Below are 25,545 nucleotides of genomic sequence, written 5' to 3'. Positions count from 1 at the left end.
GTGAGAACATGCAGAGAATACATTTACGAAGTATATCGTGGTTAGCGCTAGCGCTATTTGGCTTTGCGGCTATCTTTTTCCTAACTTCTACAGGAGTTATTAATCCATTCTACCGAATTACATTAATGACTATTATGTTGAATATTATTTATGCAGCTGGATTAAACCTAATTTTAGGAGTTGCAGGTCAATTCTCATTAGGACATGCTGGTTTTATTGCAATTGGAGCATACTCAGCTGCGATTTTTACTAAAGAGATGGATAACAGTACTGTTGGTTTATTTGTTGGTATTGCTGTTGGAATGGTAATAGCGATGGTTATTGCCTTGCTTGTTGGTGTTCCAACATTAAGACTTAAAGGAGACTACTTAGCCATCGCAACCCTAGGGGTAAGTGAAATTATCCGGGTTTTAATTAATAACTTACGTGATATTACAAATGGTCCTGCTGGGATTAGTGGTATTCCATTAGTAACAACATGGGATTTAGTTTATATTTTCTTAATTATTATTGTGGCAGTGATTGTTTGTTACACGTATAGTAGTAGTGGGCGAGCAACATTAGCAATCAATCAAAACGAAATTGCCGCAGAAGCAATGGGAGTTAGCGTTACAAAATATAAAGTAATGGCATTTGTTATTGGGGCAATGACTGCTGCGATTGGTGGATCATTACAAGCAACATTTATTGGAATTGTTACTCCGAGTGACTACACATTTAACCGATCGATTGACGTCTTAATTATTGTAGTATTTGGTGGTATCGGTAGTTACACTGGTACATTTATCGCAGCAATTTTACTTGGTTTACTTAACTTAGTCTTACAAGATTACGGACAATTACGTATGGTAATTTATGCGTTAGCTTTAGTTCTAATTATGATTTTCCGTCCAGGTGGATTATTAGGAACATGGGAGTTTAAGTTTGGTAGTATTGTAAATAAATTAGTTGGACGTGAAGATAAGGAGGCCATTTCATGAGTCTATTAGAAGTCAATAAATTAACGAAAAACTTCGGTGGATTAGCAGCCGTATCGAATGTTTCATTAGAACTAAACGAAGGTGAATTAGTCGGATTAATTGGTCCAAACGGAGCAGGTAAAACAACGTTTTTCAACCTTCTAACAGGTGTTTATAAACCTACTGAAGGGACAATTAACTTAAAAGTTGATGGCGAAATGAAAGAACTGAATGGTAAGAGACCGGATAAGATTAATGGAATGGGCTTAGCTAGAACATTCCAAAATATTCGTTTATTCCCAGATATGACTGTACTTGAGAATGTTCAAGTTGCGATGCATCGTGAAAATGGCAATTCAGTGATTTCAAGTATTTTTAGAACATCTGCTTACTATCAAACAGAAAAACAAATGCGAGAAAAAGCATTTGAACTGTTATCAATTTTTAACTTAGCAAAACACGCGAATGATAAAGCTAGAAATTTAGCTTATGGACAACAGCGTCGATTAGAGATAGTTCGTGCCTTAGCAACGAATCCAAAGATATTATTCTTAGATGAGCCGGCTGCAGGAATGAACCCTAATGAAACTGCTGATTTAACTTCATTGATTGCGCAGATTCGTGAGCAATTTGGGTTGACAATTGTGTTAATTGAGCATGATATGTCATTAGTTATGGATATTTGTCAAAGAATTTATGTACTAGAGTATGGTCGTTTGATTGCAGAAGGAACACCTAAAGAAATTCAGTCAAATGAAGATGTTGTTCGTGCATATTTAGGAGGGGATAGTTAATGTTAAAAGTAAATAATCTCCAAGTAAATTACGGCATGATTAATGCGGTGCGTAATGTTAGCTTTGAAGTAAACGAAGGTGAAATTGTTACCTTAATCGGTGCCAATGGTGCTGGTAAATCAACGATTCTTAGAACTATTTCTGGCTTAGTTAAAGCATCAGGTGGGTCAATTGAATATGAAGGTAAGAATTTAGAGAAGTTTTCACCTAAAAAGATTGTTCAAGCCGGTATTTCTCAAGTACCTGAAGGCCGTCATGTATTTAAAGGACTAAGTGTAAAAGAGAATTTAGAATTAGGCGCGTTCTTACGTAAAGATAAGGATCAGATGGAAGAAGATCTTCAAAACGTGTATAAACGTTTCCCAGTCTTAAGTGAGAGGTTAAAACAAGATGCTGCGACATTATCAGGTGGGGAACAGCAGATGGTTGCAATGGGGCGAGCACTGATGTCCAAACCTAGATTGTTGTTACTAGATGAGCCTTCGATGGGATTAGCGCCAATCTTTATTAAAGAAATCTTTAGTATTATTGAATCTATCCAAAAACAGGGAACAACCGTGCTTTTAATTGAACAAAATGCTAATATGGCATTACAGATAGCAACACGAGGTTATGTACTTGAGACAGGTAAAGTTGTGTTATCTGGATCTGGTGAAGAGTTATTAGCGAGTGATGAAGTTCAAAAAGCATACTTAGGAGGATAAAAATGTACGTAAAAGATTATATGACAACAGAATTAATTACGATTACACCTCAGACTTCTGTAACTGAGGCTCAAGACTTATTACGTAAACATGATATTAATCGTTTACCAGTATTAAAGAACAACAAACTAGTTGGTATGGTTACGAAAGATTTAATTAACCGTAACTTACCATCTAATGCAACAAGTTTAAGTAGAAACGAGATTAATTACTTATTAGAGAAGACTTCTGCTGAAGATATTATGGCTAAAAAGTTATTCTCAGTTAATCCAGATACTTTACTCGATCAAGCAGCAACAACTATGGCTGAAAATAATTTAGGTGTATTGGTTGTCTTAGCTGAAGATAACTTAGTTGGAGTAATAACTGATAAAGATATCTTTAAAGCGTTCGTTGATATCTCGGGTTCGCGTGAGCCGGGTACAACATTGGTCGTTGAATTACCTAAAGACCAGGAAGGTGTTATCGAAGAGATTGGAGACGCACTTGTTGAGTCAGAAAACAACTTAACGCACATGATTGTGTACTATCATGTGCAAAACGCGATTCGCATAGTTATGAGTGTTAATTCAAATAAAATTGATGAATTAGTAAAATCAATTGAAAACCGTGGTTATGTAGTAAAATCAGTAACTAATAAATAAGTTTAAAGTAAAAAATGGTGCTCATTTTAATAAAGAGCACCATTTTTTTATTTATAATATGTCTTGAATATCTTTCTTGATATTCGCTGGTTTTGTTGTAGGGGGGTATCGTTTCACTACTTCACCTTGACGATTAATTAAGAACTTTGTAAAGTTCCATTTTATTTCACTATTGAGTAAGCCGCCTTTTTCTTGTTTTAACCATTGGAAGACGGGTTCAGAGTTTTTACCATTTACTATGACTAGTTCATTCAACGGAAAAGTGACACCGAAATTAATTTTACAATTTTCGGCCATAGAGTCATTTGATTGATCTTCTTGTTTAAATTGATTGCTCGGAAAGCCAATGACTGTAAAATCTTTTTCTTGAAAATCTTTATAGAGTTGTTCAAGTTCTTCAAACTGACTATTTAATCCACACTGTGTAGCTGTATTAACAATCAACAGTACATGATTATTGTAATCATTTAAGCGATAGGGTTCACCATTGCTTCGAACAAGTGAAAAGTCTGGTAGTGGCATAATGTCTCCTTTTTAAAATTTAGTTTGTCTTATAAATCAACGTTATGATAAACCTTTTGAACATCTTCGTCATCTTCAAGTGCGTCAATAAGTTTTTCAAATTGTGCTAAATCATCTTCTCCAAGTGATACTTCGGATTTAGGAAGCATTTCAAGTTCAGCTACATCAAATTTCTCAATACCGAATGCTTCTAAAGCTTCTTTAATATGACTAAAATCAGTTGGTTCACCATAAACAACAACTTGTTCTTCTTGTTGTTGAACATCACGAACATCAACATCTGCTTCGAGTAGAGCCATCATCACTTCTTCTGCATCTTGGTCAGCTACAACAAAGACAGCAGTATTATCAAAAAGATAACTAACTGAACCACTCACACCCATATTTCCACCATTTTTACCGTATAAAGAACGGACATTACCGGCAGTACGGTTAACATTATTAGTTAAAGCATCAACGATGACCATTGTACCGCTTGGACCAAAACCTTCATAACGTAACTCTTGGAATTGCTCATCGTCAGCCCCTTTCGCTTTATCAACTGCTCGATCGATAATATGTCTTGGAACATCGTAAGTCTTAGCACGTTCTATGGCGAATTTTAATTTTTGATTTGACTCGGGATCAGGTTCACCTGATTTTGCTGCTGCATAAATTTCAATACCAAATTTTGCATAAACACGGGATGTGTCTTGATCTTGTTTTGCTTTCTTTTCTCTGATATTCATCCATTTACGTCCCATTAACTTCACTTCTCTTTCTTTAATTATCTTATATCATTATAACCATAGATACACTGATTGTTAAATAATAAATTGATGAGTATAATAATAAAAAGTATACACCTAGAATATGACTATGACAAGTATGTTTGTAAGCGAAGTAGAATCAATGATATAATATTAGACGAACATTTATAATAAAATAATGCTGTATATAAAATATAAGTACGATAAAATTTTAAGTAGGTGAAAGTATGTTTTTAACACTGTTCCTATCTACAGGCATTACAGGTTTTTTTCTTATGTACATTTGGTACACTGAACCAAGAAGATTAATGTTAGGGTTATCATTTCTATTATTTGTTTTATGTATTGGGGTGTCCATCTTTTATTTACTAGTGAGCAATGCTCAGATAGCACTGCTCATTATATTGGCAATACTGTCTTTAATCATTTTCTTAATTGGACCCTTTATTATTATAGGTGGATTTTTATATAGTGGCTTGATGCTGATAAAGCGTGAAGGGTTAAGATTTAATAATCTTTTATCTTTGTTGTTTGCTGTTGCGCTGATTTTATATCTTACTGTATGGCCGGTCGTTTCAGATTTAACTGAACACACAATTTATAATACATTTTATGTCTATATCACTCTATTGATTATCTTTTTTTTGGTTGTTATCAATCTTTATACGATAACAATGGTATTAAACTTAGCACATTTTTCTAAACCTGACTTAGACTACTTGGTTGTTTTAGGTGCTGGACTTGATGGTAAGAGGGTGACACCTCTTTTGGCAAGTAGAGTGGACAAGGCAATTAAACTTTACAAGAAGAATCCGAAGATTAAGTTGATTATGACCGGTGGGCAGGGTGAAGATGAAGTTGTAGCTGAGGCATCTGCAATGGCAGTCTATGCAATAGAGAAAGGCGTACCTCAAGAGGCAATTATCCTCGAGGACAAGGCGACAAACACAGAAGAGAATATACTATTCTCACACGCTATGATGGACTCTAAGAGGGCAAAATTTGCTGTTGTAACGAACGCTTACCATGTCTTTAGAGCATTGCTTATTGCAAAAGAAGCGGGCTTAGATTGTATTGGATTTGGGTCGCGGACAAAATGGTATTTTACATTGAATGCTTTTATTCGAGAATTTGTTGGTTATTTATACTTTAAACGCCAACTCTATCTGATTCTTCTAATCGTATATACTTTAATTTACTTTTTAATCTATGCTGGTTTAACGTTTATATTGTCTAGTTTTGCCTGAAGGAAGTATTATATAAAGGAAAAAGGATGTTATATTAGCAATTTAAGCTAATATAACATCCTTTATTTGACTATTAAATTAATGGATTATTTATCACCGTTATAGATAGTATTACGAACTAGAACATAATCTACATGACGTAATGCATCTAATTTATTACCACCAGCATAAGAAATAGCAGATTGTAAATCTTGTTGCATTTCAATCATAGTGTTGATTAATTTTCCGCGTGCACGGATCATTTCGATTTTACCTTCAACGTTTTTGTGTTCACCTTTTTGGTGTTCAGAAGCGCTACCGAAGTATTCTTTGTACATTTTACCATCGATTTCGCGCGACTTACCAGGACTTTCTTCGTGTGCTGCAAATAATGAACCAATCATTACCATAGATGCACCGAAGCGTACTGCTTTAGCAATATCACCATTATGGCGGATACCACCGTCAGCAACAATTGGTTTAGTTGCTGCTTTAGCACAAGCGCGAATAGCAGCTAATTGCCATCCACCAGTTCCAAAACCAGTTTTTAGCTTAGTGATACAAACACGACCAGGTCCGACACCAACTTTAGTAGCGTCAGCTCCAGCGTTTTCTAATTCACGAACCGCTTCAGGTGTACCAACGTTGCCTGCAATTAAGAATGTTTCAGGTAAGTACTCTTTAACAAAGCGAATCATATCAATCACATACTCAGAATGTCCATGTGCGACATCAATTGTAATATATTCAGGAATAATATTTTCATTAGCTAGTTGGCGAACAAAGTCATATTCATAATCTTTGATACCTACACTAATCGAAGCGAAAAGTCCTTTTTCATGCATCATTTTAATGAATGGAATACGACCCGGCTCATCAAAGCGGTGCATAATATAAAAGTAATCTTGTTCGGCGAACCATACAGCTAATTCTTCATTCATGACTGTCTGCATGTTAGCAGGTACCACAGGAATTTTAAACTCGCGAGGACCAAACTTGATTGTAGTATCACACTCAGAACGACTTTGTACGATACTTTTATTAGGGATCATTTGCACATCTTCAAAATCAAAAACTTCCATTATATTAATTAAGTCTCCTTTTAATCTGTTTTAGGCGTTGTATAAAGCTTCAATACGGTTTTGAACATCTTGATCGTTTACAAAATCTTCATATGTTGAATTAATTCGGTCAAACGAACCATTCGGTGTTATTTCAATAACACGATTACATGTTGTATTCAATACTTCAAAGTCATGAGAAGCCATTAAAATGGCACCTTTAAATTTAATTAAACCTTCGTTTAAGGCTGTAATTGACTCTAAGTCCAAGTGGTTAGTTGGTTGGTCTAATACTAAAACATTTGCTTTTGAAAGCATCATCTTAGATAGTAGGCAGCGAACCTTTTCCCCACCAGATAAAACATTGACTGATTTCATAACATCTTCACCACTAAATAACATTCTACCTAAGAAACTACGTAGGAATGTATTATCTTGTTCTTCTTTAGAGGCATATTGTCTTAACCAATCAACAATATTTAATTCGACACCGTCGAATTCATCACCAGAATTACGAGGTAAGTAAGTTTGAGACGTTGTAACTCCCCATTCAACTTTTCCGCTATCTGGTTCCATGTTCCCCATCAAAATTTCGAATAATGCAGAAGTTGCATTGTCATTTCGACTTGAGAAAGCAACTTTATCTTCACGACTTAGTGTAAAGGTTATGTTATCTAATATTTTTTCTCCATCGATTGTTTTAGAAATACCTTCAACACGTAACAGGTCATTTCCAATCTCACGATCTGGTGAGAATCCAACGAATGGGTAGCGACGTGAAGAAGGTTGGATATCATCTAAAGTGATTTTATCTAACATTTTCTTACGCGATGTTGCTTGCTTAGATTTAGAAGCGTTCGCAGAGAAGCGAGCAATAAAGTCTTGTAATTCTTTAATTTGTTCTTCTTTTTTAGCATTTTGGTCAGCATTCATTCTTGCAGCTAATTGACTTGATTGTAACCAAAAATCGTAGTTACCGACGAATAATTTAATTTTACCAAAGTCCACGTCCGCCATATGTGTACATACGGTGTTTAAGAAGTGACGGTCATGGGATACAACGATAACTGTGTTAGGGAAGTCCATAATAAAATCACTTAACCAATCAATTGCTGGAGCGTCCAAACCGTTTGTAGGCTCATCAAGTAATAAGTTATCAGGTTTACCAAATAGTGCTTGAGCAAGTAAAACTTTAATTTTGTCAGCCTCATTTAATTCACGCATTAATTGGTTTTGCATACTGATAGTGATACCTAAACCTTGAAGCATATCACTTGCTTCAGATTCAGCTTCCCATCCACCCATTTCAGAGAATAGTCCTTCTAATTCACCAGCACGGATTCCATCTTCATCCGTAAAGTCTGCTTTCATATAGATAGCATCTTTTTCTTTCATTGTTTCGTATAATTCTTTATGACCCATCATGACAGTTTCAATAACAGTGTTGTCTTCGAAACCATAGTGGTTTTGGCTTAATACAGCCAAACGCTCATCTGGGTCCATACTAACGTTTCCGGTAGTTGGTGAAATTTCACCAGATAATATATTTAGAAAAGTTGATTTTCCAGCCCCATTCGCACCGATAACTCCGTAGCAGTTTCCAGGCGTAAACGTAATATTTACTTCATCAAAAAGCTTACGATCTGGGAATTGTAAACTGACGTTAGATACATTAATCATTCATTTTTCCTCCCATTGGAATACTCATTCGTGCCCTTATTGCCTTTTGGCACCATCAGATATATTAACACAAAATAAAGATAAATAAACCATAAATACTCACAAATTCAAAAAAATATTTTAATGATCTAAATTCGAGGATAAAGCATGCTTAATAGTTGACCTAAATCCATTGATGTTTACATTCCTATAGAATATATACTCAGAAATCTAAATAATAAGTGTCTAGCGAGAATATTGGCATTAAAAAAGACAATACATCTTTTAGATGCATTGCCTTCAAGAATTTAGTTATTAAATCGACGTAAAATACGTGTCAACCAATTTGTTCTCTTTTTCTTCTTTTCGATTTGCATAACTTGTAGTGAGGTTGTTTTAGCGTTTGCACGCTTCATCAGTTCTATTTGTGAATTCAATTTAATTGATGTTCGATCTGGACGAACGTAATCACCATTATATTGAAGTACACGTGCTTTCATCGTATCAGCTAATTGAAGCTCAAGGATGTCTGTTATTTCTGCTTCAATATCTTGATCAAGAATAGGGAACTCAATTTCAACTCGTTTTGTCATATTTCGTGTCATCATATCTGCTGATGAAAGAAATAAATGTTTTTCATCATTACGATTAAAGTAATAAATACGGCTATGCTCTAAGAATCGTCCAACAATACTTCGTACATGAATGTTTTCAGAAATCCCTGGAATTCCAGGACGGAGACAACAAATACCTCTAACGATTAAATCGACTTTAACACCCGCTTGACTTGCTTCATATAGTTTCTGAATGAGCGGTTTATCGGTTAATGAATTCATTTTAGCAATAATTCGTCCATTTCCATTTTGCTTTTGAAACTCTATCTCTTCATTGATGTAATCAATTAATGAATCACGAATTTCAAAGGGAGATACATGAAGATGCTTATAAATTGGTCGATCTGTATAGCCACTTAAATAATTAAAGAAATTAGAAGCGTCACGTGTTAATTCGCTATTGGAAGAAATTATCCCCATATCCGTATATGTTTTAGCCGTTTTATCGTTATAATTTCCTGTTCCCAAATGGACATAACTCTTAATTTTTTCGTCTTCTTTACGAATAATGAGTGTTATTTTACTATGAGTTTTTAACTCGCTAACACCATATAGAACGTGACAGCCAGCTTCTTCTAATTCTCGGGCCCAAAAAACATTATTTTCCTCATCAAAACGAGCTTTTAATTCGACAAGGACTGTGACTTCTTTGCCGTTTTCTGCAGCTTTTTTCAAAGCTGAAATAATCGGAGAGTTTTTAGATACTCGGTAAAGTGTTTGCTTGATAGCTATTGTATTCTTATCTTCCGCAGCATGTTCGATAAAGGAAACAACGGGTTTGAAAGAATCAAAAGGATGATTTAAAAAGATGTCCTTCTGACTTGCTGTTTGATATAAATTTTCACCTAAATAATTTGGATTCAAGTGAGCCTTAAACGGCTTATACAATTGGTCAGGATGTTTTTCACCAATTTGATCCGCTAAAGAAAATAAAAAAGTAAGATCTAGTGGACCATCGATTAGATAAATATCACGATCATCCAATTCAAGAATAGTTTGCAAAAAGTCATAGTGTTCTGCTGTATAATGTTCAATATAACGTGTATCTATTTCTAAACGCACGGCCATTCCTTTTTTTCTACTTTTAACGTAATCTTCGATTAACGCAAGTAAGTCCGCAGCGCTATCTTCAATAATATCAAAATCAGCATTGCGTGTAATACGGAATGGATAAGCATATTTAATTTTGTATCCTGTAAATAAAGCATCAATAAAGTGAATAATAATATCTTCGGTTAAAATAATCGTTCGATTCAGACCAGAATCAATCGTCATGTAACGATCTAATAATGAAGGGACAGGAACAATTGCCGTTAATTCTTCCTTCTTCTGCTCTAATTGAACTAATATATTGAGACTTTTATTAGACAGGTGAGGAAAGGGTCGATATGCGTCGACACCTAACGGCGATAAGGTTGGTAATATTAAATCTATAAAATACTTTTCAGCATGTGCTAATTCATTATCATTTAACTCATCCATGCGTTTAATTGAATAGTTTAATGACTTTAAATTTGGGGTGATTTCGTTGTATCGATAATATTGAGCTGCAACGTTATCATGATTTTTTTCGCTTATACCTTGTAATAGAGCATTAGGTGTCATTTGTGTTTTGTTCTCTGCCACTTTTACGTTAGCTAAGTATTGATCATAGACACCAGCAACACGTACCATCACAAACTCGTCCAGGTTTGAAGAGCCAATTGCTAAGAAGTTAAATTGTTCAAGTAAAGGATTCTCTTTATCATACGCTTCATCGATACAGCGACGATTAAAATCAAGCCAACTTAATTCGCGATTGAAGTAATAATCTGGATTTTCAAATACATTATCGGACTCTAAAGTATCAATAGTGTTGTCTACCACATTCTCATTATTCATTTGCTTATTCACAAAAAGCTCCTTTCGAATGACGTATTCTTTATTTTTGGATGAATTCTATATCTAAATCACCATCTAAGGCTCTTTCAAAATGTTTACTATGACGCATACTACGATATTTCTCAGCAATAACTGGAGCTGAGTGATAAATATCTAATTTATAATTATTATCTTTCGTTCGATATAATTTTAAATTGTCGATTGGACCTGTTTTTGAATCGTTTAAGGCTGCTGCGTACTTTATGACGCCACCTAGTAGTTCTAAGTCATTAATCTCTTCATCAGTCAACCAATTCTCATAATTCGTTAAATATTGTTTGAATAATGAGCGGTTACGATAACTAGCTAAAAGAGCAAGGCGTAGTCGCTTAAGATGCGAGAACCCAAGTAAATTCATATTCGATAACAAGTAGAAAGTATGTTGGGAATCAGCTTCTGGACTAATAAAGCCACCAAAGCGATATAAGTAAGCAGCAAATTCCATTTCTTCTTGAGTTTCATAATTGTAGGTCATTAGGCCTAAATCACATAGTTGCTTATATAAACTAATATTAATATCGGCTAGAATTTGAGAACCCACTGTATTAATTGGGAAATCACGCACAACTTGTCGGATCGATCGAACACGGATAAGTTGATTATCTAAAGGATAATTGTAAGTACTGTTGATATATTTAAGGATAATTCCTTCACGTAAACCTTGCGAAGATAGCATGAATTTTTTGGCTTTAACTGTTCTATAAAGTTCTAAGAAAACAATCGTAGCAGGAATAATTAAATCTCTACGGTCAGCACTTAAACCTTCAATGTTTGTCATATCATCAATGTCTGTTGATATAAACAAATCAAGTGTTTCTTTAATATTATCTTCATTCATTGAATAACCATGAACACCAGCCATCTGATAATCTATAAGACGTTGGTGAACATTCGCAAGGTTACGAGCAGAACCACCGATAGCAACGATTGGTTGTTTGGCTTTCTTAATCCAATCAAATTGTTTAAACTGCTTACGAACATAATTTTGAACCTCTTCAATTGCTTCAGAATCATTATGATCTTTACCTTGGAAGAATTGTTTACTAAGACTGACCGCGCCAAATGGAAAACTGTGGTATGCAACCATATTTTTATCTTCATAATAGGTTATCTCACAACTACCACCACCGATATCAATTGTAATCGCGTCAGTAACTGCTGTTGAATGAGTAATCGCATATTGACCATAACTTGCTTCTTCTTCCTCTGACACGAGATTAATATCCAAATCAGTTGCTTTTTTTACTTGCTCGAGGATATCCTCCTTATTAGCAGATTGACGTACTGCAGCGGTAGCCATTGGAAGAATACGAGCTACTTTGAACGAATCCGCGACTGCTTTGAAGCTAACGAGTGTTTCAACTAGTTTGTCGATTCCATCTTGTGACATAAGAGCATGTTCAGAATCTTTATCTGTAATTAGATATTGTGAAAGACGAGCAGGTGTTTTGATGTTTTGAATTTCGATATAGTTATAAAACTCATCAATCCCGTATATAACGAGTCGAATTGTATTTGAACCAATATCGATAATTCCAATAACTTCTGTATACATAATAGAATCCTTTCGTTTAAATGTAGTCTGAGATGCGTTGAGTTAATTCATCAGAATTATCAACAATGTCTCCATTTAATTTAATTAACCCAACGGTATATAAATTAATGTAAGGGAATTGAGACTCAGCAACGTTTTGAAGGGCGTCGAGTTTTTCTTGATTGTCAGCTCCTTGACGACGTTGATCTGAGTGAAGACCAAGAATTGGAATACCAGCTTGATACGCGACACCAATCTCTGAAGCTACACCTGGATCAATGACTAAGCCATCTAAGACGGCGACAACCAAATCACTTTTCAAAACGGCGTCTGTATCTGCTTTGGCGATCATCATTGAATCTGCATAACTTTGTTTGTCGTTTATATCGCCTTGCTCTTGTGGTAAAAAGACTGTAGTTTCTGGATATGTTTCTCTAATTTTTTTAACTAATTGAGCATTATAGGCTAATTCCATCTCACTAAATAACGGACTAGCAAAATAAATATGTGACATATAAATAATCCCCTCTCATGTATATATTCCATTATAACTGAGGATGGCTCAATGCTCAATTGAGAGGGCTAATAAAGATTAAAACAGTTTTAATTTAATAGAGCAAATAAATTGATATAAATAAAATTTTATGTATAAAATAATGATAGAAAATAATATGAAAGAGGTGGGTTTATTGTCGAAATCTAAGAATGGATTTAATTGGTGGTCTCTTGTGATAGGAATTATTTATATTATTCTAGCTTTCCTTGCATTTAATAATCCAATTGAAGGAGCAAGTTTAGTTATATATCTATTTGCTTTTGCGGTCATATTCAAAGGGATTACACAAATAATGATTCGTAATCGACTGAAAGAATATACTGGCATAACGAACAACTGGCTAATTGTCATTGGGATTATCGATATTATAATCGGTGTATTTTTACTCTTTAATGTGACGACTGGCGTTCTTGCTTTACCAATCATTTTTGCAGTTTGGTTTATTATTGATTCTGTCATTGCGTTATTTTCAGCAAGAGGGATTAGAAAATACAATAAAAGAAACTTTTGGATGATTGTCATTTTATCTTTATTAAGTATCGTTGTAGGAATTATGTTGATATTTAATCCCATCGCTTCCATTCTAACTGTTGCATACTTAATAGGTATTTATTTCTTACTGAATGGGATTTCATATATTATTCAAGCTTTTTAAACAATCAATAAAACATAAGAATGGAATAGGTGTAATGAAGCCTAGTCTTTTCTTATTTTTTTGTATTTTGCTATACTAAAGTGACTATACAAGGGAGTTATCCACATGAAAAAGATTAATAAAGATATGGTTATAGACTCTATTCCTATTAGAGATAAGGAAACTTATAAGAACAAAATGGGTCGAGTGTTATGTGTAGGGGGCAATCAGGAAAAAGGCGGGGCTATTATCATGAGTGGCTTGGCAGCACTGTATTCAGGCGCAGGACTTGTCACTGTTGCGAGTGACTCAGTTAACCTACCGGCAATTCATATGCATGCACCGGAAATTATGTTTGTTGATATGTTTGAAAATGAACGGTTAATTCATGAAATCAAAGATAAAGATGTCATAGTTATTGGACCAGGATTGGGACAAGCAACGGGGAGTATTAAAGTGCTTGAGACGGTACTTGAGTATGCCTCTTCAAAACAAGTATTAATTCTTGATGCGGATGCGATTACGCTGATTGCTGAGGACAAAGTAAAGTCAGATACAAAAGCATATTGTATCTATACACCGCATATCGGAGAGTGGGAAAGGCTATCTGGATTAAGTAAAGCTGACATTACTATAGAAGATAATCAACGAGTTCAAAAAGAATTGAATGCAACAGTTATATTAAAAGGCGCACCAACGCGAGTATATATAAATGGTGAAGTGTGGGAGAACCCAACTGGGAACCCATCTCAAGCGACAGGGGGAATGGGCGATACGTTGACAGGGATTTTAGCTGGATTTATTGGGCAAATAACGAATACTAAGGCAGGAGTCCTATCTGCTGTTTACATCCATAGTTATATTGCTGATCTATTAGCTAAGACACATTATGTGACATTGCCCACTCAAATTATCAAAGAACTACCAATTGTCATGAGAACGTTCGCAGAAGCTAAAAACACACAAGACTGACTAGTTGCGTATAATGACAATCATTCACTCACTTTTTGCCCCCAAAAAAACGGCCTCCTAACTTTGAATTAACAGTTAGGAGGCCGTTTGGTTTTCATATTATTATTTTCTTCTCAAACGTAAAGCATTCAAAAGGACAGATACAGAACTTAAGCTCATTGCTGCTGCAGCAAACATTGGGCTTAGTAAAGGTCCATTAAAGAATAGATATAAAAGTCCCATCGCAACTGGAATACCTATCGTATTGTATCCGAAAGCCCAGAATAAGTTTTGTTTAATATTACGAATTGTCGCATGACTTAAACTAATCGCTTTAGGCACGTCACGAAGATCATCATGCATTAAGACAGTATCAGCCGATTCAATTGCTACATCAGTACCTGAACCTACGGCCATACCAATATCTGCTTGAGCCAATGCTGGCGCATCATTGATCCCATCACCAACCATAATCACTTTTTTACCGCTATCTTGTAATTCTTGAACAATGGCCGATTTATCTTCGGGCATCACTTCACTTAATATACGGTCAATTCCAAGTTGTTTACCAATAACATTCGCAGTGTAGTGATTATCTCCCGTTGCCATAATGACCTCCAAGCCTAAATCTTTCATTTGTCTGATTGCTTGGCTGGATGTGTCTTTAACCGGGTCCATTACCGCAATGATACCAGCAACTTCATTATTTAGCGCAATATACATGGGTGTTTTAGCTTCATTCGCCAATTGATTTGCTTTATCTTCTAAGTCATTTGACAAACTACCAAGAGATTCCATTAGTTTTTTATTACCTATCGCAATTTGTTGCCCATTGATTAAAGCTTTAATTCCGCGAGCGGTAATACTTTCAAAGTCTTCGGTAGGGAGTAATTTGATACCTTCCTCTTCGCTATATTTAACGATGGCTGATCCAAGTGGATGTTCAGATACTGACTCAGCAGAAGCGACAAGTTGTAGAACTTCTTTCGTGTCGATTCCCTCTTTAATTATGAAGTCAGTTACAGTCGGTTCACCTTCTGTAATTGTACCAGTTTTGTCTAATAGAACAGCCGTTGCATTATGGATGTTTTCTAAAGTTTCGCCATTTTTGATTAAGATACCTTGGCTCGCACCGTTACCTGTACCAACCATAATCGCAGTCGGCGTAGCTAAGCCAAGAGCACATGGACAAGCGATTATTAAGACACTAATAAAGATATTTAAAGCGAAGTTTAAAGGCTCACCCATCACAAAGAACCAAAAAAGTCCGGATAGGATAGCAATAACAATAACCGTTGGAACAAAGTAGCCTGAGATAATGTCAGCCAGCTTAGCAATCGGCGCTTTAGAACCTTGTGCGTCTTGGACCATTCGAACAATTTGAGAAATCATGGTATCTTGTCCGATTCGAGTCGCTTTATACTTAAAGGCACCGGTTTTATTCATACTAGCACCTGTAACTAAGTCACCGATAGACTTTTCAACAGGTAAGCTCTCACCGGTTAACATTGATTCGTCAATACTTGAGCGTCCTTCAATAATTTCACCATCTACGGGTAAGCTTTCACCAGGACGAACTTGAATGATGTCACCAACGTTAAGTAGTTCAACTGGAATCGTTTCGACTTGCCCATTATCTCGAACAACACGTGCTGTATCAGGAGCTAAGTCCATTAAACTTTTAATTGCTGATGAAGTTCTTCCTTTAGCAAGTTCTTCCATATACTTACCAAGAGTCATTAAAGTTAATATGACGGCAGCTGATTCAAAATATAAATCAAGGTGACCGTGCACCTCAACTCGACTTAATAGAATGAGGGTAGTCATGGCAATCCCTTGAATATATGCTGCGCCAGTTCCCACCGCAATCAATGAATCCATGTTAGGGTGACCGTTGAACAGTGTTTTGAAACCACGCTTAAATATATCAAGGCCAAAGTATAAGACGGGCGTTGTTAAGAGTAATTGAAGCACAGCGTTTGCGCCAGGATTTATCATCGGATCGATTACTGCTGGAAGGGGCATGCCGACCATAGGTCCCATTGTTAGAATGAATAATGGAATAGTAAAAGCTGCCATCTTAATTAATGTTTGTTTCATACCATTTAATTTGGCATCTTTACGTGCTTGATCAACTTCAAATTGTTCTTTAGCGGATAAAGCTAATTCAGCGTGATAACCAGCTTTGTCGACTGTTTCTTGGATTAATATAGAATCTGCTGAATCTTCCCAAGTAACAGATAATTTTTCAGTTGCTAAATTTACAGCAGCTGAACTCACTTGTGGAAGATTAGCAACTGCCTTTTCTACAGTTTGTGCACAGCTTGCACACGTCATCCCTGTAATTGAATAGTTTTGGAAAGAGTCGTCCTCTGACCCAGTAGATGATTGTGTTACTAATGTATAACCAGCAGATGATACGGCATTTGAGATGTCTTCTAGAGATAATTTAGAATGGTCATAGTCTAGACTGACTTTTTCGGTAATTTGATTAACTGATGCTTCATTGACACCATCGAGTTTATTAACAGCTTTTTCCACAGACGTTGCACAGGCAGCGCAGTGCATCCCTTCTACTGTATAAGTTTTCAAACATATCCCTCCTAATTACTTAATAATTAATTGATAACCAGCATCAGATACGGCTACTTGTAGCATTTCTTTGGTTACGATGTGTTCGTCATAATCTACATGCGCAACTTTATTTTCATAGTCGACATTCGCTTCGTTGACACCTTCTAAATTCGATAATGTTGATTGAATCGTTTTGCTACAGTTCATGCAACCCATTCCTGCAAGTTTAAATTGTTCTTTTTTCATTATATATTCTCCTTTTAGTGTTTGATTTTAATGTAAGTGGCAATGACATTGGCCAGCAAGGCATTCACAATTTACTTCTATAGGAGCAGTTTGTGCTTTGACTTCTAATTGTTTTATTAACTGCTCAATTTGAGTTTGAGATAAGGTATTGTCTTCAACGAGATGACTGATGACGTTGGCACGTTCTTTTGTGCACACCGAATCAAAGACTTTATTAACCTTTAAATGATTTGCTTCATATTCTGAAATAGTTGGTTGATATTTGAATACAGTATCAGTTTTTACTTTTTTGATATTATTCTTTTTGACTAGCCGATTAATTAAAGATTTAACAGTGCCTTCTTTCCAATCAAGAATGTCTAAGACACGATCAATAATTTCTCGACTCGTTAAAGGTGCATCTGCCCATAGAACACGCATCACTTCCCATTCTGAATCCGAAATAGTTAAAATTGGAGTTGATATTGCATCGGTCATATTTTAAACCTCCCTTTAGGTTACGTTTGTAATCTATAAGTATAGTTTACATGTGTAACCTTCGGAATGCAAGTATAAATTGAAAATACGACAATTTTATTCTTTTGTTATAGAAAAATATCATAGGAGTCGAACAATAGCGAGAACACAACATATTGTGCTTGGATATTAATACGAGCACAATACTTAGAGTCTTTCAAGCTTTAATTTAAAGTGTATCCATGATATTATAGTTAATTAAAGAGGATGGTGGGATAATGAAAATTGTTTTTATGACTGTTGTCGGCAATACCCGACGCTTCGTTGAGAAACTCGAAATGGACTCTTTAGAATTATCTGATGCCAATGCTTTTTCTGAGATTCAAGAAAACTTTATTATGATTGCACCAACTTATGCAATTGAAATGACAGATGTTTTGAATGACTTCTTAGAAACAGGCAATAATTTGTCATATTGTAAAGGAGTCGTTGGAGCAGGAAATCGAAATTTCAATGATCTCTATTGCTTTACAGCAGAGGATATCTCGCTCGATTATGATATTCCGTTGCTACATAGACTTGAATTCCAAGGTTCAGATAATGATGTAAAAAAAGTAAAGGAGATTGTGACTGAAATTGAAAACACCAACTATGTCTAAGACACCTAATGAGGTAACTTATTTTAAACTAAATAATGAATTAAACATTCCAGTTGATAATAAAATTCCGCTCGAGAAAGATAAAGAAGCAGTACGGGCCTATTTCTTAGAGCATGTAAATCCAAATACGGTATTCTTCTATACATTAGATGAGAAATTAGATTACTTGATTGAACATGATTACTTGGAAGAGGAGTTTTTAAATAAATATGATCGTGATTTCATCAAGAAATTGATGCAAACAACTTATGAGAAAAAATTCCGCTTTAAATCATTTATGGGTGCTCATAAGTTCTATAATCAATATGCTTTAAAAACAAATGATGGAGAACGTTACTTAGAGCGTTTTGAAGATCGTATTGTGTTTAATGCGCTATTTTTAGCTGATGGTAATGAAGAGCTTGCACTCAACTTACGTGATGAGTTAATTGCACAACGATTCCAACCAGCAACACCTACGTTTCTAAACGCAGGACGTAAACGTCGTGGTGAGATGGTGTCATGCTTCCTAATTGAGATTAGTGATGACATGAATTCAATTGGTCGTAGCATTAATTCAGCACTTCAACTAAGTAAACGTGGTGGGGGAGTAGGACTTAATCTATCGAACTTACGTGAAGAAGGCGCACCGATTAAAAAAATTGAAAATGCCGCATCAGGTGTTGTTCCGGTTATGAAATTATTCGAGGATTCATTCAGTTATGCAAACCAACTAGGTCAACGTAACGGAGCTGGTGCCGTTTATTTATCAATTTTCCATCCGGATATTGTTCGGTTCTTATCAACTAAGAAAGAAAATGCCGATGAAAAAATCCGTGTTAAAACTTTATCACTAGGAATCACTGTCCCAGATAAATTCTACGAATTAGTTGCTGAAGATGCAGATATGTTCTTATTCAGTCCTTATGATGTTGAACGTATTTACGGGCAACCTTTCGCTTATGTCGATATTACAGAAGAGTATGAGAATATGGCTCAAAACAAAGAAATTCGTAAGTATAAAGTTAAAGCCCGTGAGTTAGAGAATGAGATTAGTAAACTACAACAAGAATCTGGATACCCATATATTATTAATATTGATACAGCCAACGATTCGAATCCAATTGATGGGCGTATTGTTATGTCTAACTTATGTTCAGAAATTTTACAAATTCAACAGCCATCTGTAATTAATGACGATCAGACGTTTAAAGAAGTAGGGATTGATATTAGTTGTAACTTAGGTTCAACGAATATTGTGAATATGGTAGATTCTCCAGACTTTGCACGCTCTATTGATACAGCAGTGCGTGGATTAACATTCGTTACAGATCATACGAGTATCGATTCTGTACCAAGTGTCCGTAACGGGAACGACTTAAACCACACAATTGGTCTAGGTGGTATGGGACTACATACATTATTTGCAATCAATCAAATTCACTATGGATCAGACGAATCTTTAGAATTAACAGAAGCATTTTTCTATGCGCTAAACTACTGGTCATTAGTCTCAAGTAATAACATTGCTCGCGAGCGTGGAGAAACATTCCATAACTTTGAACATTCTGACTACGCCAATGGAACATACTTCGATCGTTATATCGAGAACCCATTTGTTATCACAGATGAAAAAGTTAAAGAAATTATGAAACATGTTCCACTTCCAACTGCTGAAGATTGGACTGCTCTAAAGGAGAAAATCCAACAGGATGGAATCTATCATGCATACCGTCATGCGATTGCTCCAACTGGAAGTATTTCGTATGTTAACGAAACAAGTGCTAGCTTACACCCAATTACGCGTTTAATTGAAGAGCGTCAAGAGAAGAAAACAGGGAAAACATATTACCCAGCACCTCAATTATCGAATGAAACGATTGATTATTATGAGTCAGCGTATGATATTGATATGCGTAAAGTAATTGATGTTTATGCAGCAGCTCAACGTCATATTGATCAAGGAATGTCATTAACATTGTTCATGCGCTCAGAATTACCTGAAGGACTTTATCCTTGGAAACGACCTGGTGACAGAAAGATGAATACGAGAGATTTAAACATTCTACGCAATTATGCTTGGAATCAAGGCATTAAATCAATCTACTATGTTCGTACATTCACGGATGACGGGGATGAAATTGGAAGTAACTATTGTGAGAGCTGTTCAATTTAGTAATTGACATATTAGGAGGAAATAATGCATGGTTAAGCCAAATTATACTGCAATTAATTGGAATGATATTGAAGATACAGTTGATAAGTTAACATGGGAAAAATTAACAGAGCAATTTTGGTTGGATACACGAATTCCCGTATCTAACGATCTAGATGATTGGCGTCGATTATCTAAAGCAGAACAAGATATGCTAGGAAAAGTCTTTGGTGGACTGACTTTATTAGATACACTTCAGTCAGAAGAAGGGGCAGTTGTCTTATTAGATGATGCGAGAACACCACATGAGAAATCAGTTTTAAGTAACATTCATTTTATGGAATCAGTACATGCAAAATCATATTCAACGATTTTCATTACGTTAAACTCTAATACTGAGATTGATTCAATTTTTGATTGGACGAATACAGATGATTTGATTCAATTTAAATCAGATAAAATCAATGACGCCTACCAAAATGGAACACCTCTGCAAAAGAAAGCCGCGAGTGTGCTGTTGGAATCATTCTTATTCTACTCAGGGTTTTATGCACCATTATGGTACTTAGGAAACAATAAAATACCAAATGTTGCGGAGATTATTAAACTAATCCTACGTGATGAGTCTGTTCACGGAACTTACATTGGTTATAAATTCCAACTAGGTTACAATGCCTTACCAGAAGCAGAACAAGAAGAATTGAAGAATTGGGTATTTAACTTATTATTTGAATTATATTCAAATGAAGAAAAATACACATCTCAATTATATGATGAGATTGGTTGGACTGAGGAAGTGAATGTCTTTGTTCGTTACAATGCGAATAAAGCTTTACAGAATATGGGATTTGAACCATTATTCCCCGATACAGCCGAAGATGTGAATCCGATTGTTATGAACGGTATCTCAACTGGGACAAGTAACCATGACTTCTTCTCGCAAGTAGGTAATGGTTATCTACTTGGTGAAGTACAAGCAATGGAAGATAATGATTACAAACAATGGGCCATTAATGACCGCCGCGCTCAACGCATGGAGTACCGCAAAGAGAAGAAACGCAGACGTGAAGCATCAAAAAATACTCAAACGTCTATGAAATCAACGGATTAAGTTATACCTCAATGAATAAACACTTAACTAAAGTGAGTTTTCATTGAGGTGTTTTTTTGTGTTTTTAATGAAAAAATATGTTATGAGTAGTGAAAAAAATGAAAACCCTTTATAATACTAAGTAAGAGAGGTGTGATAGAAATGAAAAAAAGGAAGATGTTTGCCTTATTAATATTGGCATTCATACTAGTCGCATGTGAATCAGTCACTCAAACAACAGATACTTATCAAGAGCCAAATTATACAACAGAAATGGCTGTAGATAATGAAGTAAGCGTAAACCGTGAACAATCAAATGAAAATCGAGACGTCATTTACACAGCCTCAGTCAATTATCAAACAATCAATTATAATGATGCAAAGCAAGGTATCAATGAAATTATCGAAGCGAATGATGGCTACATTCAGTACCAAGATGAATCGGTGAATGAATATAGCTACACAGAAAGTAGTCAAACACTGACTAATTTATACATGATTATTCGAGTACCCCAAGAAAATTACGAGCAGATTCTAGAGCAATTTGAAGCAAATGACCAAGCACAATTAATGAAACTATCACGCGGTTCTCAAGATGTAACACAACAAGTACAAGATATAGAGATACGCATTGAATCAATTGAATCCCGTATTGATAGATTGAACGAACTAAATGATCAAGCTGAATCGATCGCTGATTTAATCGAGATTCAAGCAGCACTTGAAGAAGCAATTGCTGAGCGTGATATTTTAATCGCAGATCAAACAGCTATTTCGGGAGAAATAGATAATGCAACAATCAATTTGAATTTACAAGAAGTTATCGAGTTGTCCGATCGAAGTGATAGTCAACTTACTTTCTGGGACCGAATTGTTTCAGCATTCAATGAGACTTGGGAAAATTCAATTGATGCATTCCAATGGGGAATCTTGACTCTTATATTCCTAATTCCTTACATAATAGTAATTCTGATCATCTTATTAATCATTCGTTTTATACTGCGCCCATTGTTTAGAAAGATTAAAAGTGCTTTGCCGAAGAGAAAAGAGAAAACTATAAGTAGAACTAATGAGAACGAAAACAATAATAATACTGAATAATAGGGTAAAAGAGTTTCATTAAGCATCAAAAACATGTAATATTAGAGAGTAAGCGTTTATTATAAAATTAAATTATGGGAGGAATATTTAGAATGGATATGTTTAAATCTTTATCACAAAAAATCGAAGGAAAAGACGTTAAAATTGTTTATCCTGAAGCTACTGATCCGCGTGTTTTAGGAGCAGCATTACGTCTAAAGTCTGATCAATTAGTAGAGCCAATTTTATTAGGTAACCCGGATGAAGTTCAAGCGGTAGCAGAGGAACGTAACTGGAATATCGGTGGAATGATTGTTATCGATCCTAATAATTATGATGAATTTGATGCAATGGTTGCTTCATTTGTAGAACGTCGTAAAGGTAAAAATACTGAAGAGCAAGCACGTGAAATGCTACGTGACAATGCTTACTTCGGAACGATGTTAGTATACATGGACCTTGCCGACGGTTTAGTATGTGGAGCACAATACTCAACGGGTGATACAGTTCGTCCAGCACTACAAATCATCAAAACTCGCCCAGGTGTTAAATTAACAAGTGGAGCGTTCGTAATGGTGCCACCTAACAATGATGGTAACCGTTTAATCTTTGCTGACTGTGCAATTAATATTAACCCAGATGCACAATCATTAGCTGAAATCGCAGTAGAGAGTGCAATGACAGCTAAAATGTTCGATATCGATCCTAAAGTTGCTTTATTAAGCTTCTCAACTAAAGGTTCAGCAGCGTCTCCCGAAGTTGATAAAGTAGCTGAAGCAACAAGAATCGCTAAAGAATTAGCACCTGACTTAGCTCTTGATGGTGAATTACAATTTGATGCAGCTTATATCGAAGCAGTTGCAGACAAAAAAGCACCAGAATCAAATGTTGCTGGTAAAGCAAACGTCTTCGTATTCCCAGAAATCCAATCAGGGAACATCGGATACAAGATTGCTCAACGTTTAGGTAACTACCAAGCAGTTGGACCAATCTTACAAGGTTTAAACAAACCAGTATCTGATTTATCTCGTGGTTGTATCGAAGAAGACGTATACAAAGTATCAATTATTACTGCCAACCAAGCAATTATGTAATTGAGACTTTCAAAAAAAGAATTTAATGCCAAGGCGACTTTTCGCTTTGGCATTTTTTTGGCTTGAAAAAATGTAACACTGCTATTTGCGTCAAATGAAAGTTGGTTTGCCACTCACCTAAGTTGTATCATTGTATATTATGATTATTTTGTTATAGACTTTTATATAGAAGCGACAGAAAAATAATATAAACGGAGGAGAGATACTATGTCTAAAGTTGAAGTAGGTGGACTTATTGTCTTGTTTGGAGCGACAGGTGATCTAGCTGAAAGACAATTATATCCGGCATTTCATCAATTGTACCAAAGAGGCCAACTAACACAAGAGTTTGCGATCATCGGTGCAGCTCGAACGCAACTAACTGAAAATGAATTTAAAGAGCATGTTAGAAAAGCAGTTGAAGCGGGTGGGAATTATACTAAATTTGAAGAGTCTTTTTTAGACCATATATATTACCAACCGGCAGATAATACAAAAGTTGGGGATTTTGAAAAGCTAATGACCAAAATTAAAGAAGTATCAACAACACACAATACGGATGAACGGTATCTATATTATTATTCGATTGCTCCAAGTATTTATGATGAGACGACGGTAAATTTAAAAGATTCAGGAATTACTGGCCTGACTGGTGAGCATCGTGTCGTCGTTGAAAAACCATTTGGATACAGTTTTGAGTCAGCAAAAGAATATTATGATATTTTGAAAAAATCATTCTCAGAAGATGAAATCTATTTAATTGACCATTTCCCTGGAATGGACTTTGTTCAAAATATAATGGCAACACGTTTTTATAATCCATTTATAGAAGGTATGTGGAATAAAGACTTTATTGAAAATATTCAGATTAATTTACCTGAACGACTTGAAGTAGGTGATAGAGGAGCCTTTTATGATGAGAATGGGGCACTATTAGATATGTTTCAAAATCATATTCTTCAGATTCTGTCTTTTATCATTATGGACTTACCCAATGAATTTGAAAAAGATGCGATACATAATGCGAAGCATGCTGCATTAAGTAACATACCTACATTTACAAAAGATGAAGTAAAAGAATATGTAGTACGAGGGCAATATTCAGCGGATTCAGAAGGTGAGTATAAACATTATCGGGATGAGACAGATGTTGCAAAAGATAGTCATACTGAAACATATATCGCGATACAATTATCAGTTGATAATGAGCGTTGGCAAGGCGTTCCAGTATATGTGCGTACCGGAAAAGCATTAGTCGAACAATTTTCTTCGGTTGATATTATATTGAAAGAAAGAAATGGCGACTCGCAAGACACACCAAGTCGGATGACGTTTTATATTGAGCCAGGTAAAGGTCTATCGTTAGTTCTCAACCAAAAAGATATATCGTCAGATATGCAGCCCATCACAACTTTTATAGGGCCAGATGAAAAGAACTTTAGTGAGGAGTACATTCCAAGTCCTTATGAGAACCTTTTACATGATGCGCTGGAAGGGGATAATACATTATTCAGTTCATGGTCTGAAGTACAAGAGCAATGGCGTATAACCGATGCGATTAAAGAAGCATGGAGTAATATGTCGGAGCCAGTATTTCCGAATTACCAAGCAACTTCATTTGGGCCTAGTAGTGCAGATCGATTACTCTCGAGAAATAATCATGAGTGGATTAAGCGAGTGAATTTAAAAGAATAAAAATGGATACA

Annotated in this window: 23 protein-coding genes; 13 read left to right on the top strand and 10 right to left on the bottom strand. The window is 35.4% G+C overall.

Annotated features, from left to right (window positions below; translation table 11 throughout):
- Positions 1-8: 8 nt before the first annotated feature.
- From HYQ40_04235 to HYQ40_04220, 4 genes are read left to right on the top strand one after another with little or no spacing between them, the layout of a single operon-like run.
- Positions 9-980: a branched-chain amino acid ABC transporter permease gene (locus HYQ40_04235; GenBank protein MBZ6526974.1), complete on the top strand. Its 972-nt coding sequence runs from the start codon at positions 9-11 to the stop codon at positions 978-980.
- Positions 977-1,753: an ABC transporter ATP-binding protein gene (locus HYQ40_04230; GenBank protein MBZ6526973.1), complete on the top strand. Its 777-nt coding sequence runs from the start codon at positions 977-979 to the stop codon at positions 1,751-1,753. The genes HYQ40_04235 and HYQ40_04230 overlap by 4 nt, the downstream gene beginning before the upstream one ends.
- A complete protein-coding gene (locus HYQ40_04225; GenBank protein MBZ6526972.1) occupies positions 1,753-2,457 on the top strand; it encodes an ABC transporter ATP-binding protein in 705 nt (234 codons plus the stop codon). The genes HYQ40_04230 and HYQ40_04225 overlap by 1 nt, the downstream gene beginning before the upstream one ends.
- A 2-nt stretch (positions 2,458-2,459) precedes the next feature.
- A complete protein-coding gene (locus HYQ40_04220) occupies positions 2,460-3,101 on the top strand; it encodes a CBS domain-containing protein (GenBank protein MBZ6526971.1) in 642 nt (213 codons plus the stop codon).
- A gap of 51 nt (positions 3,102-3,152) precedes the next feature.
- On the opposite strand, the gene HYQ40_04215 is transcribed toward HYQ40_04220, so the two are convergent.
- Positions 3,153-3,623, bottom strand: a complete 471-nt coding sequence (locus tag HYQ40_04215) for a glutathione peroxidase (GenBank protein MBZ6526970.1) — start codon at positions 3,621-3,623, stop codon at positions 3,153-3,155.
- Positions 3,624-3,652: 29 nt separating this feature from the next.
- Entirely contained in the window at positions 3,653-4,366 is a 714-nt protein-coding gene (locus tag HYQ40_04210) for a YebC/PmpR family DNA-binding transcriptional regulator (GenBank protein MBZ6526969.1), read from the bottom strand.
- A gap of 233 nt (positions 4,367-4,599) precedes the next feature.
- Here HYQ40_04210 and HYQ40_04205 point away from each other — a divergent pair, with 233 nt between their 5' ends.
- A complete protein-coding gene (locus HYQ40_04205; GenBank protein MBZ6526968.1) occupies positions 4,600-5,619 on the top strand; it encodes a YdcF family protein in 1,020 nt (339 codons plus the stop codon).
- An 86-nt stretch (positions 5,620-5,705) separates the two neighbouring features.
- Here the strand turns inward: HYQ40_04205 and guaC are convergent, their stop codons facing one another.
- The 5 genes from guaC to HYQ40_04180 all read right to left on the bottom strand — a co-directional run bounded on the left by guaC (position 5,706) and on the right by HYQ40_04180 (position 12,900).
- Entirely contained in the window at positions 5,706-6,680 is a 975-nt protein-coding gene (gene guaC / locus HYQ40_04200) for a GMP reductase (GenBank protein MBZ6526967.1), read from the bottom strand.
- Between the two features lie 30 nt (positions 6,681-6,710).
- Positions 6,711-8,339 carry an ATP-binding cassette domain-containing protein gene (locus HYQ40_04195; protein ID MBZ6526966.1) on the bottom strand — a complete coding sequence of 543 codons (1,629 nt, stop codon included), beginning with the start codon at positions 8,337-8,339 and terminating at the stop codon, positions 6,711-6,713.
- A gap of 287 nt (positions 8,340-8,626) precedes the next feature.
- Positions 8,627-10,813 (bottom strand): RNA degradosome polyphosphate kinase, encoded by a 2,187-nt coding sequence (locus HYQ40_04190; protein ID MBZ6526965.1) that lies wholly within the window; start codon positions 10,811-10,813, stop codon positions 8,627-8,629.
- A 40-nt stretch (positions 10,814-10,853) separates the two neighbouring features.
- Entirely contained in the window at positions 10,854-12,407 is a 1,554-nt protein-coding gene (locus HYQ40_04185; GenBank protein ID MBZ6526964.1) for a Ppx/GppA family phosphatase, read from the bottom strand.
- A 16-nt stretch (positions 12,408-12,423) separates the two neighbouring features.
- Positions 12,424-12,900 carry a nucleoside 2-deoxyribosyltransferase gene (locus HYQ40_04180; protein MBZ6526963.1) on the bottom strand — a complete coding sequence of 159 codons (477 nt, stop codon included), beginning with the start codon at positions 12,898-12,900 and terminating at the stop codon, positions 12,424-12,426.
- Between the two features lie 175 nt (positions 12,901-13,075).
- On the opposite strand from HYQ40_04180, the gene HYQ40_04175 reads away from it, so the two are divergent.
- Both HYQ40_04175 and HYQ40_04170 read left to right on the top strand, forming a co-directional pair.
- Positions 13,076-13,597 carry a DUF308 domain-containing protein gene (locus HYQ40_04175; GenBank protein ID MBZ6526962.1) on the top strand — a complete coding sequence of 174 codons (522 nt, stop codon included), beginning with the start codon at positions 13,076-13,078 and terminating at the stop codon, positions 13,595-13,597.
- 105 nt (positions 13,598-13,702) lie between these two features.
- On the top strand, positions 13,703-14,548 hold the full coding sequence (locus HYQ40_04170) for an NAD(P)H-hydrate dehydratase (GenBank protein ID MBZ6526961.1): 846 nt from the start codon (positions 13,703-13,705) through the stop codon (positions 14,546-14,548).
- 102 nt (positions 14,549-14,650) lie between these two features.
- Here the strand turns inward: HYQ40_04170 and HYQ40_04165 are convergent, their stop codons facing one another.
- Genes HYQ40_04165 through HYQ40_04155 form a run of 3 tightly spaced genes read right to left on the bottom strand, consistent with a single transcriptional unit; the run spans position 14,651 to position 17,824 of the window.
- Positions 14,651-17,125 carry a copper-translocating P-type ATPase gene (locus HYQ40_04165; GenBank protein MBZ6526960.1) on the bottom strand — a complete coding sequence of 825 codons (2,475 nt, stop codon included), beginning with the start codon at positions 17,123-17,125 and terminating at the stop codon, positions 14,651-14,653.
- A gap of 9 nt (positions 17,126-17,134) precedes the next feature.
- Entirely contained in the window at positions 17,135-17,347 is a 213-nt protein-coding gene (locus tag HYQ40_04160; protein MBZ6526959.1) for a heavy-metal-associated domain-containing protein, read from the bottom strand.
- A gap of 27 nt (positions 17,348-17,374) precedes the next feature.
- On the bottom strand, positions 17,375-17,824 hold the full coding sequence (locus HYQ40_04155; GenBank protein MBZ6526958.1) for a CopY/TcrY family copper transport repressor: 450 nt from the start codon (positions 17,822-17,824) through the stop codon (positions 17,375-17,377).
- 257 nt (positions 17,825-18,081) lie between these two features.
- On the opposite strand from HYQ40_04155, the gene nrdI reads away from it, so the two are divergent.
- From nrdI to zwf, 6 genes are all read left to right on the top strand, one after another.
- Positions 18,082-18,462 (top strand): class Ib ribonucleoside-diphosphate reductase assembly flavoprotein NrdI, encoded by a 381-nt coding sequence (gene nrdI, locus HYQ40_04150; GenBank protein MBZ6526957.1) that lies wholly within the window; start codon positions 18,082-18,084, stop codon positions 18,460-18,462.
- Positions 18,455-20,617: a class 1b ribonucleoside-diphosphate reductase subunit alpha gene (nrdE, locus tag HYQ40_04145; GenBank protein ID MBZ6526956.1), complete on the top strand. Its 2,163-nt coding sequence runs from the start codon at positions 18,455-18,457 to the stop codon at positions 20,615-20,617. Before nrdI ends, nrdE begins: the two co-directional genes overlap by 8 nt.
- Positions 20,618-20,645: 28 nt before the next feature.
- Positions 20,646-21,707 carry a class 1b ribonucleoside-diphosphate reductase subunit beta gene (gene nrdF, locus HYQ40_04140; GenBank protein MBZ6526955.1) on the top strand — a complete coding sequence of 354 codons (1,062 nt, stop codon included), beginning with the start codon at positions 20,646-20,648 and terminating at the stop codon, positions 21,705-21,707.
- Between the two features lie 141 nt (positions 21,708-21,848).
- Positions 21,849-22,787 carry a DUF4349 domain-containing protein gene (locus tag HYQ40_04135; protein ID MBZ6526954.1) on the top strand — a complete coding sequence of 313 codons (939 nt, stop codon included), beginning with the start codon at positions 21,849-21,851 and terminating at the stop codon, positions 22,785-22,787.
- A gap of 92 nt (positions 22,788-22,879) precedes the next feature.
- Positions 22,880-23,860: a phosphate acetyltransferase gene (gene pta, locus HYQ40_04130; protein MBZ6526953.1), complete on the top strand. Its 981-nt coding sequence runs from the start codon at positions 22,880-22,882 to the stop codon at positions 23,858-23,860.
- Positions 23,861-24,067: 207 nt separating this feature from the next.
- The gene (gene zwf / locus HYQ40_04125; GenBank protein MBZ6526952.1) at positions 24,068-25,534 is read left to right on the top strand and encodes a glucose-6-phosphate dehydrogenase; all 1,467 of its coding nucleotides are present in this window, start codon (positions 24,068-24,070) and stop codon (positions 25,532-25,534) included.
- Positions 25,535-25,545 lie beyond the last annotated feature (11 nt).

It is taken from the genome of Aerococcaceae bacterium DSM 111021, assembly GCA_020112395.1.
Classification (GTDB): Bacteria; Bacillota; Bacilli; order Lactobacillales; family Aerococcaceae; genus Ruoffia.
This window is presented reverse-complemented; position numbering and strand designations above follow the sequence as displayed.